This is a genomic window from Sulfitobacter sp. (assembly GCF_039977885.1).
GTDB lineage: Bacteria > Pseudomonadota > Alphaproteobacteria > Rhodobacterales > Rhodobacteraceae > Sulfitobacter.
This window is the reverse complement of sequence record NZ_JBDWCI010000006.1, coordinates 1-12,300: the sequence shown is the minus strand read 5'-3', so window position 1 is coordinate 12,300 and position 12,300 is coordinate 1. Positions and strand designations below refer to the sequence as shown.

Sequence of the window (12,300 nt, the reverse complement as noted above, 5' to 3'; positions counted from 1 at the left end):
CCTTAGTGCCGTCCGTTACACCCAGCGGAAAACCGCAATCGCGTAAAAGAGACATACGACCAGCGCACCCCATTGGGGGGCACTGAGCATTCCAAGCCAGGCCAGATTGATAAAGGCCGAGCCGAGCAGCGTGATGAACAACCGGTCACCGCGCGTTGTTTCGATCCCCAGGACGCCATTGCGCGGCACCTCGGGGAATTTGACTGCCAGAACCGTGAAGACAATCAAGGTTGCTGCAATCACGCCAAAGAAAGCGGCGGTCGGCCATGTCCATGCCATCCAATCCATTGTGTTTTCCTTTCTTTGTTACACACGCCCCAGGGCAAAGCCCTTGGCGATGTAGTTGCGGACAAAATAGATCACCAATGCGCCAGGGATGATCGTGAGGATACCCGCCGCGGCCAGCACGCCCCAATCAATGCCCGCCGCACCGACAGTGCGGGTCATGGTGGCGGCAATCGGTTTGGCGTTGACGCTGGTGAGCGTCCGGCTCAGCAGCAGCTCGACCCATGAGAACATGAACAAGAAGAACGCCGTCACCCCGATCCCCGATGCGACCAGTGGCGTAAAGATGCGGATAAAGAATTTCGGGAACGAATAGCCGTCGATATAGGCTGTCTCGTCGATTTCCTTTGGCACACCGCGCATGAAGCCTTCGAGGATCCACACCGCCAGCGGCACGTTGAACAGCGCATGGGCCAAGGCCACCGCGATATGTGTGTCAAACAGGCCAACCGAGCTGTAGAGCTGGAAAAACGGCAGCGCAAAAACCGCTGGCGGCGCCATCCGGTTGGTGAGCAGCCAAAAGAACAAGTGCTTGTCGCCCAGAAACGTATAACGGCTGAACGCATAGGCCGCAGGCAAGGCCACCGCGAGCGACAGCACCATATTCATCACCACATAGGCCATCGAATTGAGATAACCCATATACCATGACGCATCCGTCAGAATGGTCCGGTAATTGTCAAATGTCAGATTACGGGGCCACAGCGTGAAACTGTTCAAGATTTCCGAATTCGTCTTGAGGCTCATGTTCAGCAGCCAATAGATCGGCAGCAGCAAAAACAGCAGATACATGAACATCACGACCGTGCTGCCTTTGATTTTTGGCAGGCCACGCTTTGCGGTGTTGGTGGTCAGAACAGACATCAGTGGCCATCCCTTTTATCAAGGTTCGTCATCACAGTGTAGAAGACGTATGAGATCAGCAGGATCACGAGGTAATACATGATCGAAAACGCCGCCGCGGGACCAAGGTCAAACTGCCCCAGCGCCATCTTCACCAGGTCAATCGACAAGAACGTCGTCGAATTGCCCGGCCCGCCACCCGTGACCACAAACGGCTCGGTATAGATCATAAAGCTGTCCATAAACCGCAGCAGGATTGCGATCATCAACACGCCCATGATCTTGGGCAGTTCGATAAAGCGGAACACTTTCCAACGGCTCGCCTGATCAATTTTGGCAGCTTGGTAATAAGCGTCGGGAATGGATTGCAAACCGGCATAGGCCAACAGCGCAACAAGCGATGTCCAATGCCAGACATCCATCACAATCACGGTGGCCCAGGCGGCGTAGAAGTCTTGGGTATAGTTGTAGTCAATCCCCAACGCGGCCAGCGTATAACCAAGCAGACCAATATCCACACGCCCGAAAATCTGCCAGATCGTGCCGACAACATTCCACGGGATCAGCAAGGGCAGCGACATCAGGATCAGGCAGGTAGATGCCCAAAACCCTTTCTTGGGCATGTTGAGCGCTACAAAAATACCCAGCGGGATTTCGATCGCCAGAATGATCGCCGAAAAGGCAATCTGACGGCCAAGCGCATTCCACATCCGCTCGGATTCCATCATCTCCCTGAACCAGTCAAGGCCGGCCCAGAAGAACTGGTTCTGCCCAAAGGTATCTTGCACGGAATAGTTCACCACCGTCATCAACGGCACAACCGCCGAGAAGGCGACCAGCAAAAGCACCGGAAGAATAAGGAACCATGCCTTTTGATTAACTGTCTTATTCATCGCCCATTCCTCCCGAAAGGGTATAAATTACAATGGCCATCTACGCCCCCACAGGCGCGACGCGCCAGCTATCGGCGTAGATGTTGACGCCAGCGGTATCGAAAACAACGCGGTTCATATCCGGCGAGATATTCTCCCCCTCGCCTGCAAGCACATTGATTTCAGTGCCCTGATAATCGGTGCGAATGATCTTGTGACGGCCCACGTCTTCGACGCGTTTGATTGTCACCGGCAAACCTTCATCACCCGCACTCAGCGATGTGAATTCTGGGCGCACGCCCAGCTCGACCTTGCCCGTCGGAAAGCCAAAGCCGCTTCCCAAGCCGATCTGCGTATCACCAACCACGGCCTTGTCGCCCTGCACATCCGCAGGCAGCACATTCATCCCCGGAGAGCCGATGAAATAACCGACAAACGTATGCTCGGGCCGCTCGAACAATTCTTGCGGCGTGCCCATTTGCACAACGCGGCCATCATACATCACAACGACCTTATCGGCAAAGGTCAGGGCCTCGGTCTGGTCGTGGGTCACGTAGATCATCGTGTGCCCGAATTCGTGGTGCAAGGATTTGAGCTGCGTACGCAGCTCCCATTTCATATGCGGATCAATCACCGTCAGCGGCTCGTCAAACAGCAGCGCGTTCACATCCTCGCGCACCATACCCCGCCCCAGCGAAATCTTTTGCTTGGCATCCGCCGTCAGGCCACGGGCCTTTTGATTGAGGCTGTCCTCCATGCCGATCATCGCGGCGATCTGTTGCACACGCCCCTGAATATAGCTGGGATCATCGCCCCGATTGCGCAACGGAAACGCAAGGTTATCGCGCACAGTCATCGTGTCATAGACCACGGGAAACTGGAAAACTTGCGCGATATTGCGCTCCATGGTGGGCGCGTTGGTCACATCCTTATCGTCGAACAGGATGCGGCCTTGACTTGGATGCAACAGACCGGAAATGATATTGAGCAACGTCGATTTCCCGCAGCCGGACGAGCCAAGCAGCGCATAGGCTTCGCCGTCTACCCAATCGTGGTTCAGCTCTTTGAGCGCATAGTCATCGGTGCTTTTGGGATTGGGCAGATAGGAATGTGCCAGATTTTCAAGAGTGATTTTAGCCATTGTTCCGCTCCCTAAGCCGCAGCTGCATATGACGCAGGGGCGACAGAGGACCCGTCTTGCGCAAAGATATAAACATGGCTCTGATCCAGATAGACGTTGAGCGCGGCACCGATTTCCAGATCCTTGACCCCGTGTACCAACCCGACCCAGTTTTCGCCGTGATGATTGAGGTGAATAAACGTCTCCGAGCCGGTGATCTCGGTCACGGTCAGATTGCCGGTGAATTCCAGCGCATCCTCCGAGGGGCGTTCCAGTTTCAGGTGGTTGGGCCGAAAGCCCGCCACATAGCTGCCATCGCCCAGCGTGGCAAAAGCGCCGGCCAATGCTTCGCTGATTTTCCCGTCGCCAAACCGGATCCGGCTGCCGGTTTTCTCGAACTTGAGAAAATTCATCGGAGGATCCGAGAACACGCGCGCAGTGGTCGCATCCACAGGTTTGCGGTAAACAACCGGCGTCACGTCGAACTGGGTCACGGCCCCTTCCCAGATGGTGGCGGTATTGCCACCCAGCAAAAGCGCCTCTTCCGGTTCGGTCGTGGCATATACAAAGATTGATCCCGCTTCTTCGAAAATGCGGGGAATCTCGGCGCGCAATTCTTCGCGCAGCTTATAGTCGAGGTTGGCCAACGGCTCATCCAGCAGAACAAGGCCCGCATCCTTGACCAACGCGCGCGCAAGGGCGCAGCGCTGTTGCTGGCCACCCGACAGCGCCAGTGGCTTGCGGTCCAGAAACGGCGTCAGCTTCATCAGGTCAGCGGCCTTTTTCACCGACGCGTCAATCTCGCTTTGGGATTTTTTCAGCAGGCGCATCGGGCTTGCGATGTTGTCATAAACCGTCATCGAGGGGTAATTGATGAACTGTTGATATACCATGGCCACACCGCGATCCTGCACGCGCATGCCGGTGACGTCCTTGCCGTTCCAGATGACCTTGCCCGCCGTGGGCACATCCAGCCCCGCCATCAGGCGCATCAGCGACGTCTTGCCCGAGGACGTAGGCCCCAGCAGCACGTTCATGGTGCCCGATTTGAGCGCCAGATCGGTGGGGTAAATATGTGTCTGGCCGTTCACGACCTTTGACACACCCTCTAGAACAAGTGACATTTCTCTCTCCCTCTTCGCAGCCTAGACTGCGTAATGCTGTGACGCCGATGCAGGCACCTTTGTTAACCACGCGTCCAGCACGTCAATTTCGTCTTGCGTCAGGCGCAACCCCAGCTTCGAGCGCCGCCACACGATGTCTTCTGCCGAGCGTGCGAATTCCTTTTCCACCAGCCAGCTCACTTCACGCTCGGTCAGGTTCGCACCAAAGTTCTGGCCCAGATCGGCCTCGGCTGTAGCATCGCCCAGCACTTCGAACGCATCCATGCCGTAGGCCTTGACCAGACGTGTGACCCAGACAGGGCCCAGAAACGGATAGCGCGTGGCCAGCTGTTGTTTGAGCGCCTCAACCCCGTCCACGGGGAAATCACCACCCGGCATAGGCACGCCCGCAGTCCACGGCTTGCCTGCGTTTGGAAAAAACGGCGTGATCTTTTCCAACGCACTTTCGGCCAGCCTGCGGTAGGTTGTGATCTTGCCACCAAACACATTCAGAATAGGCGCGCCCGCGGATTCATTGACCGTCAGAACATAATCACGCGTCGCCGCCGTGGCCGAGCTGGCCCCGTCGTTATACAGCGGCCGCACACCGGAATAGGTCCAGACGACATCCTCTTTGGTGATGTCTTTTTTCAGGTATTTCGAGGCAAAGTTTAACAGATAGTCCCGTTCGGCCGGTGTGCACACGGGCTTTTCGTTCACGTCTTTATGGTCGGCATCTGTGGTGCCGATCAGGGTGAAATCATTCTCGTAGGGAATGGTGAAAATGATGCGCCCGTCTTCGCCCTGGAAGAAATAACATTTGTCGTGATCATACAGCTTGCGGGTCACAATGTGACTGCCCCGCACCAGCCGCACCCCTTCGGTAGAGTTGATGCGCACGGTATTTCGAATGATCCCTTCGACCCACGGCCCGCCGGCATTGACCAACATACGCGCCTGCACCATGCGCACGCCGCCACTTTGGGTCTCGAGCGTGACATTCCAGATGCCATCCACCTGTTCTGCTGACGTGACCTTGGTACGTACGTTAATTCTGGCGCCGCGCGCCTCGGCATCGCGGGCATTCAAGACGACCAGACGGCTGTCCTCAATCCAGCAATCGGAATATTCAAACGCTTTCGCAAACCGATCCTCAAGCGGCGCACCCTCGGGTGTTCCGGCCAGATCAAGCGATGTCGTCCCTTTGAGAATTTGTCGGCCGCCAAGGTTGTCATACATGAACAGCCCAAGCCGGATCAGCCACGCAGGGCGTCGGCCCTTCATCCACGGCATCACCATGCTCAACACTTTACCCGTTGGCGTGTCGCCATCAAACCGCATGTCCGGGTGATAGGGCAACACAAACCGCATCGGCCACGAGATATGCGGCATCGCGCGCAACAATGTCTCACGCTCAATCAGGGCCTCGCGCACAAGGCGGACTTCCCAATACTCGAGATACCGCAGCCCGCCATGGAAAAGCTTGGTCGACGCCGAAGACGTCGCAGAGGCCAGATCGTTCATCTCGGCCAGCTCGACACTGAGGCCCCGCCCCACTGCATCACGGGCGATACCGCATCCGTTGATGCCGCCGCCAATTACAAAAAGGTCGACGATTTCATGGGTTTCACGCTGTTCCAATGAAGACTCCCTCGCAGATTTAGTGCCGCAGCCTCCCAGCTCACAGCGTCCGGTCACTCAACACCGAAACGAATTTCATTGCAATAACGAATGTTCGCTTTCTTTCGTTTTGGGGAAATGGGTCGAAAATCATGTCTTTTTCCTTTCGATTATGGCTCAATCACGCAAATGCTAACACCACAGCGCCATCCAATACTTGACCTTTGGCCGCCGCTGTTGGTTATTGCTGTGCAACTTCGCGGGTAGGGCCTGCGGTTGTGCAATGCCCATGAGGACGTGATGGTCTCGAACTTCAGACAACAAGAGATACTCGAACTGGCGCGCAAGGAAGGTAAGGTCACCGTTGACGGGCTTGCCGAACGCTATGGCGTGACCGTGCAGACAATCCGCCGCGATCTATCCGATCTGGCCAATAGCGGGCGACTGGACCGTGTGCATGGTGGCGCGGTGCTACAATCCGGCGTCGTCAACATCGAATACCAAGAACGCCGCAAGCTTCATGAGGCCGGCAAAAAAGCCATCGCCGTCAGATGCGCACAGGAAATCCCCAACGGGGCATCGGTGTTTATGAACATCGGCACCACCACCGAAGCCGTCGCCAACGAGCTGTTGAACCACGAAAACCTGCTGGTAATGACCAACAACCTCAACATCGCCAATATTCTGGCCGCCAATCACAGCTGCGAAATCATTTTGGCTGGCGGGGTCTTGCGGCGGGCTGATGGCGGGATTGTCGGCGGGTTGACCATGGAGATGGTGAAGCAGTTCAAATTCGACTATTCCGTTCTGGGCTGTTCCGCCATTGATACGGACGGTGATCTGCTCGATTTCGACGGTCAGGAAATCATGGTCAGCAGCACCGCGATCAAACGCTCGCGCAAGGTCATGGTTGTCGCCGATCATAACAAATTCAAACGCAAGGCGCCGCTGACCATTTGCTCGCTCGGTGATGTGGACATCCTGTTCACCGACCGCGGCCTACCCGACGAGATGGCCGCCAATTGCAGCAATCTGGGCGCCGAAGTGGTTGTTGTCTGATCTGTCCAACCGCCGGTTCAATCTGAATTGCCCCTGAGCGTATAATCGCATCGTTTCTAAGGCCCGATTTATTTTGCTACGCATTTCTCAATTGCACCTATGCATTGGAGAAAAACATGAAGGTCGGGTTTATTGGTCTCGGAAATGTGGGCGGAAAACTGGCGGGGAGCCTTCTGCGGAATGGCATTGACCTTACCGTTCTGGATCAAAAACAGGAGCTGATGGCGGGCTTTGCCGCACGCGGAGCCGGGCGCGCGGAAAACGCGGCCCAACTGATGCGCGAGAACGAGGTGGTCATCACCTGCCTGCCCTCCCCTGCGGCCTCTGCCGCCGTCATGGACGAGATGCTGCCGGAGGTGACACAGGGCAAAACATGGCTCGAGATGTCGACAACCGACGAGGCCGAAATTCGCCGCCTCGCCGATCTGGTCACACAAAAGGGCGGCACGGCTGTGGATTGCCCTGTCTCGGGCGGCTGCCACCGTGCGGATACGGGCAACATCTCGATTTTTGCGGGCTGTGACCGCCCGACGTTTGAAAAGGTTCTGCCGCTTCTGACCCGCCTTGGCCGCCGCGTTTTGCACACCGGCGATGTCGGCACGGCATCGACACTCAAGGTCATGACCAACTACCTTGCGACGATCAATCTTCTGAGCTGCTGTGAGGCGCTGGCCACGATGAAGGCCGCAGGCATGGATATGGCCACCACCTATGAGGCGATCAAAATCTCTTCGGGCACCAGCTTTGTGCATGAAACCGAAAGCCAGCTGATCCTGAACGGATCACGGGACGTGAATTTTACCATGGATCTGATCCTCAAGGACACGGGCCTGTTCCAAACCATCGCCGAACGCAACAACGTCCCGCTTGATCTGTCACCCATGGTCATCGACATTATGAAAGACGGCCAAAAGCGATATGGCGAACGCGCCAATAGCGATGACATCATCCGCCGCCTCGAAGACGCCACCGGCCTGTCCATCCTCGCTGAGGGCTTTCCCGCCGAACTGATCGATGACGAGCCCGAAGAGCAAGGATATGAAGTCTTCCCGCCCGGCTCTGACCGCGCTGTGGCCGCGGAGTAAACGCTATGGGCCTCGATACCGCACCGAACATGAGCCACTGGCAGGAACGCTCTGATCTGGCGGCTGCCTTCCGCTGGACCGCTCGCCTGAATATGCATGAAGCTGTGGCAAATCACTTTAGCCTCGCCGTCAATCCCGAAGGCACCGAATTTCTGATCAACCCCAATCAGGCGCATTTCTCACGTATCCGCGCCTCTGATTTGCTGTTGCTGGATGCAAATGACCCCGACGCACTGAACCGCCCCGATGCGCCTGATCCGACGGCATGGGGGTTGCATGGATCGGTGCACCGCCACTGCCCACATGCGCGCTGCGTGATGCATGCCCATTCCATCTTTTCTACCGTGCTGGCCTCACTGGCCGACAGCACGTTGCCCCCAATCGACCAGAACACCGCGACATTCTACAACCGCGTGGTGGTTGATGAACAATTCGGCGGCCTTGCCTTCGAAGAAGAAGGCGAGCGCTGTGCGCAAATGCTGACTGATCCGGCCAAGAAGGTGATGATCATGGGCAACCACGGCGTGCTGATATTGGGGGCGAGTGTCGCAGACGCGTTCAACCGCCTGTATTATTTCGAACGCGCCGCCGAAACCTATATCCGCGCCCTACAAACCGGACAGGCCTTGCGGCTGATCCCTCATGACATCGCGGAAAAGACCGCCCGCGAACTGGAAGATTACCCCGGACAGGCCGAGGCCCATCTGCTGGCCATCCGTGAAATCCTTGACCACGAAACTGCCGATTACGCCACCTGATTAAAACCAAATGAGCATAATATGACCCAGATCACCCTGACAGATACCGGCCTGCATGTCCCTCTTTCCTCGGGCCCTGCCTATTTCAACTATTGCTGGCTGCGCGAGGCGTGCCCGTCCTGCATTGATGCCCAAACCCGCGAGCGCATTTTTGATGTTGCTTCGCTGCCTGATCTGCCGCGCGCAAAATCCGCGCGGATTGAAGCCGCAGCACTGGTCATCGAATGGCAGTCCGAGACGCAAATCAGCGAAATCCCCCTGAGCCTGCTGGAAAGCGTTGCCACCAACGGCCGCGAGGCAGACCCCGCTGATTTGCCCCGCAATCTTTGGTTCTCCGATCACGGCCCACGCTTTACCCGCGTGCCCCAGCAGGCCGTGCTGGAGGATCCCGACGCGCGCGCGCAGCTGACCCGTGCGCTGATCGAGGACGGCATTGCCATTGTCACCGGCATGGCCAGCGACGATGACAGCCTGCCCCGACTGGTCAACGCCATCGGTCCGATCACCCCCTCTGCCGAAGGCCTGTTCTTTGACGTGCGCGTTGAAATCGCGCCGACGAACCTTGCCTTCACCGCAGGCCCGCTTGAAATGCACACCGACCTGCCCGGCGAAGAAGCAGCCCCCGGCGTGCAATTCCTGCACTGCATCGAGAACTCGGTCGAAGGCGGCCTATCGCTGTTTCTGGACGGGGCCGCCGTGGCCGAGGCCCTGCGCAAAGAAGACCCCGAGGCCTTCCGCCTGCTAGCCGACAATAAAATCCCGTTTTTCTACCGCCACGACAATTGGGATTACCGTGCCCACCAGCGCGTGATCGAAACCGATCCAGAAGGCCGCGTGACCGGCGTGACCATCTCGCAGCACCTTCAAGACACGATGGACCTGCCTCAGGATCTGCTCGATACCTATTACCCCGCGTTCATCAAATTCCTCAAGATGATGCAAGAAGACCGGTTCTTACTGCGCTTCCGCTCCGAGGCGGGCAATTGCGTGATCTTTGACAACCACCGGATTGTGCATGGCCGCGAAGGCTATGTCGCGGACAGCGGCAAACGCCACCTGCGCGGCTGCTACACCGACCGTGGCGCCCTGCGCTCAACCTACCGCGTACTGGCAAAACAGGGCCACAGCGGCCTGGCCCCGGATACGGATATGTTGCAAACCGCGTAATCGCGCCCTTGCACGCCATCATGCACGAATAGACCCCAAGGCCCGAAACATCCCCGCTTCGGGCCTTATTCGATTGAGGCCGCGCGTTGAGCAAAAATCGAGGCGGCTTACCGGCGCTCGAAAACGACCAAGCAAAGCTTCTGCAAAACCGTGGCGGCCTCAAAGGGCGGCGCTTGCATAACCGCCAACAAACCGCATAACTAAGCTCGTAGGATTAATTAAAATTTCTCTTAGATCAGGCCTCTTTGGTTGTCCCAAAACCTGACGCCGGACAGAATGAAAGAAGTTGTCATTCATTTTACCGCCCGGTCTGGCAGTACCCGAGTGACAGAGATTTTACAGAACACGAGACATCTGGGAAAAGCCAACGAGCTATTTAACCCGAGCTTCGTACCTAAAACCGCCCAAGCCGTTCAGGCTCGTTCGCTGCCTGAATACATTGAGAACTCCCGTAGAATGCTGACGACGAATGGAGTCTTCAGCTTTGAAGCTACCGGTTTTCAGATCAATCAGACCTTTCAGGACCCCCGGCTGTTTTTCGAATCGTTTAAAGACGCCTCTTCTTTTTGGCTAATACGGGAAGATATTGTGGCCCAAGCGGTGTCGCTCGCAAAAATGGTGCAGTTCCGCGTGTCGCATTCAACTGCAGGCAATCATGGAAACCGACATGTGATGGCACCGGTTTCCATCATGAATGATCAATGAAAACCGACAGTTTCGATCATCCAAACCGACTTCCTCAGCAGTTACACTACCTTTCTTCTTAAAGATTGGCCTGAAAGTTCAATCCGGTGGGCTGCACTCGTTAAGCGATCGAGGATAGCATCTGCAATTGTTGGATTGTCGATGAATGCATGCCAATTTTCGACGGGCAATTGTCCGCAAACAATTGTGGCGCGTTCTCCAATTCGATCATCCAATAGCTCCAGAAGGTCGTGCTTGCCTGCAGCCTTCAATTTACTGACGCCGAAATCGTCAAGGATGAGCAGGTCGGCCCGCCTATATTTTGCCCTAAGACGAGGTGCGGTTCCTTCAATTCGAGCCAACTCAAATTCCTCAAGCAGACGTGACACCATACGGTACGACACACTAATCCCGTTGCGCACAGCTTGCATTGAGCTACTCCCCAATTGTTGGACAGTATCTGGCGTAGATTAAGCTACTCTTTGCACCTGCTGATCGGGTTTGGGTTCTGCCATTCGCTGCCAATAGATCACAGCGGGTGGTTTGCCGCCAAGTGCGGAATGCGGGCGGTTGTTGTTGTAGAAGTCCATCCACTTTTTGACACCAGCTTTAGCTTCTGATCCAGTCTCCCAAGCGTGCAGATAGACGCATTCGTATTTCAGCGACCGCCACAGTCGTTCGACAAAGATATTGTCGAGGAACCGGCCTTTGCCGTCCATTGAGATGCGGATGCCTGACCGACGCAAGCGGTCGGTCCAGGCAAATGACGTGAACTGGCTGCCTTGATCCGTATTCATGATCTCAGGTGGGTCGAATTTGTGGATCGCTTCATTCAAAGCATCAACGCAGAACTCGGCTTCCAGTGTGTTTGAGATGCGCCACGCCAGCACCTTGCGCGTGTGCCAATCCATGATGGCGACCAAATATAAGAACCCACGCCGCATCGGCAGGTAGGTGATATCCGCGCACCAAACTTGGTTGGGCCGATCCACACGTAGGCCACGTAGCAGATACGGGTAAATCTTGTGCCCTTTGGCGGCCTTGCTGGTGTTGGGCTTCTGATAGATCGGCATCAGGCCCATCAATCGCATCAGGCGTCTGATCCGCTTCTCATTGACCACGTGACCGTCATTGCGCAGATGCCATGTCATCTGACGCACACCGTAGAACGGGGTCTCAAGGAACTGCTTATCAATCACGCGCATCAGGTCGAGGTTCATCTCACTCTCGCCCTTCGGTTCATAGTAAAATGAGGACCGCGAGATCGACAGCAATGCACATTGCTTGCCGACAGAAAGACCTGGCAGGTTTGGCTCAATCATCTTGCGCCTCACTTGCCGGTCCAGGGTTTGAGCTTTCTGGCCAAAAAATCATTGGCGACGGCCAACTCCCCAATCTTGGCGTGCAGGTCTTTGACCTGCTCTTCATCGACTTCCGGTGCCTTCCGGCCGCCGCGCTCAAATACGCCTGACGCGCCTTCAAGCAGAGCACGTTTCCATTGATGGATCATCGTCGGGTGGACCCCAAACCGACTGGCCAACTCGCTGACCGTCTCTTCGCCTTTCAGCGCTTCCAACGCCACCTTGGCCTTGAATTCTGGATGATGTTGCTTCCGTTTCGACATTCCTGATCTCCTTCGTGTTGAAGATCAGCAGACTACAAATCGCAGCTTACGTCAGTGTCCGAATTTCGGGGGGTAGCTCA

Annotated in this window: 13 protein-coding genes; 5 read left to right on the top strand and 8 right to left on the bottom strand. The window is 56.2% G+C overall.

Annotation, left to right across the window (positions count from 1 at the left end; genetic code table 11):
• Positions 1-15 precede the first annotated feature (15 nt).
• From ABJM03_RS02695 to glpD, 6 genes are read right to left on the bottom strand one after another with little or no spacing between them, the layout of a single operon-like run.
• A complete protein-coding gene (locus ABJM03_RS02695) occupies positions 16-288 on the bottom strand; it encodes a DUF2160 domain-containing protein (protein ID WP_348415346.1) in 273 nt (90 codons plus the stop codon).
• An 18-nt stretch (positions 289-306) separates the two neighbouring features.
• The gene (locus ABJM03_RS02690; RefSeq protein WP_348415345.1) at positions 307-1,149 is read right to left on the bottom strand and encodes a carbohydrate ABC transporter permease; all 843 of its coding nucleotides are present in this window, start codon (positions 1,147-1,149) and stop codon (positions 307-309) included.
• A complete protein-coding gene (locus ABJM03_RS02685; RefSeq protein WP_348415344.1) occupies positions 1,149-2,021 on the bottom strand; it encodes a sugar ABC transporter permease in 873 nt (290 codons plus the stop codon). Before ABJM03_RS02685 ends, ABJM03_RS02690 begins: the two co-directional genes overlap by 1 nt.
• 40 nt (positions 2,022-2,061) lie before the next feature.
• On the bottom strand, positions 2,062-3,141 hold the full coding sequence (locus tag ABJM03_RS02680) for an ABC transporter ATP-binding protein (protein ID WP_348415343.1): 1,080 nt from the start codon (positions 3,139-3,141) through the stop codon (positions 2,062-2,064).
• Positions 3,142-3,152: 11 nt separating this feature from the next.
• A complete protein-coding gene (locus ABJM03_RS02675) occupies positions 3,153-4,244 on the bottom strand; it encodes an ABC transporter ATP-binding protein (protein WP_348415342.1) in 1,092 nt (363 codons plus the stop codon).
• A 21-nt stretch (positions 4,245-4,265) separates the two neighbouring features.
• Complete coding sequence (glpD, locus tag ABJM03_RS02670) at positions 4,266-5,864, bottom strand: glycerol-3-phosphate dehydrogenase (RefSeq protein ID WP_348415341.1); 1,599 nt, start codon at positions 5,862-5,864, stop codon at positions 4,266-4,268.
• Between the two features lie 279 nt (positions 5,865-6,143).
• Here glpD and ABJM03_RS02665 point away from each other — a divergent pair, with 279 nt between their 5' ends.
• The 5 genes from ABJM03_RS02665 to ABJM03_RS02645 all read left to right on the top strand — a co-directional run bounded on the left by ABJM03_RS02665 (position 6,144) and on the right by ABJM03_RS02645 (position 10,617).
• Complete coding sequence (locus ABJM03_RS02665) at positions 6,144-6,902, top strand: DeoR/GlpR family DNA-binding transcription regulator (RefSeq protein WP_348415340.1); 759 nt, start codon at positions 6,144-6,146, stop codon at positions 6,900-6,902.
• Between the two features lie 116 nt (positions 6,903-7,018).
• Positions 7,019-7,987 (top strand): NAD(P)-dependent oxidoreductase, encoded by a 969-nt coding sequence (locus tag ABJM03_RS02660; RefSeq protein ID WP_348415339.1) that lies wholly within the window; start codon positions 7,019-7,021, stop codon positions 7,985-7,987.
• A 5-nt stretch (positions 7,988-7,992) separates the two neighbouring features.
• Positions 7,993-8,745: a class II aldolase and adducin N-terminal domain-containing protein gene (locus tag ABJM03_RS02655; protein WP_348415338.1), complete on the top strand. Its 753-nt coding sequence runs from the start codon at positions 7,993-7,995 to the stop codon at positions 8,743-8,745.
• Between the two features lie 21 nt (positions 8,746-8,766).
• Entirely contained in the window at positions 8,767-9,912 is a 1,146-nt protein-coding gene (locus tag ABJM03_RS02650) for a TauD/TfdA family dioxygenase (protein WP_348415337.1), read from the top strand.
• A 276-nt stretch (positions 9,913-10,188) separates the two neighbouring features.
• Positions 10,189-10,617, top strand: coding sequence for a hypothetical protein (locus ABJM03_RS02645; RefSeq protein WP_348415336.1), 429 nt, complete (start codon positions 10,189-10,191; stop codon positions 10,615-10,617).
• 41 nt (positions 10,618-10,658) lie between these two features.
• Here the strand turns inward: ABJM03_RS02645 and ABJM03_RS02640 are convergent, their stop codons facing one another.
• Positions 10,659-11,027, bottom strand: a complete 369-nt coding sequence (locus ABJM03_RS02640) for an ATP-binding protein (protein ID WP_348415335.1) — start codon at positions 11,025-11,027, stop codon at positions 10,659-10,661.
• 39 nt (positions 11,028-11,066) lie between these two features.
• Positions 11,067-12,220 (bottom strand): IS3 family transposase gene (locus ABJM03_RS02635; protein WP_348209322.1). Its coding sequence is split into 2 segments (ribosomal slippage): positions 11,067-11,953 and positions 11,953-12,220, totalling 1,155 coding nucleotides; the frame shifts between segments, so codons are not numbered across the junction.
• Between the last annotated feature and the right edge of the window lie 80 nt (positions 12,221-12,300).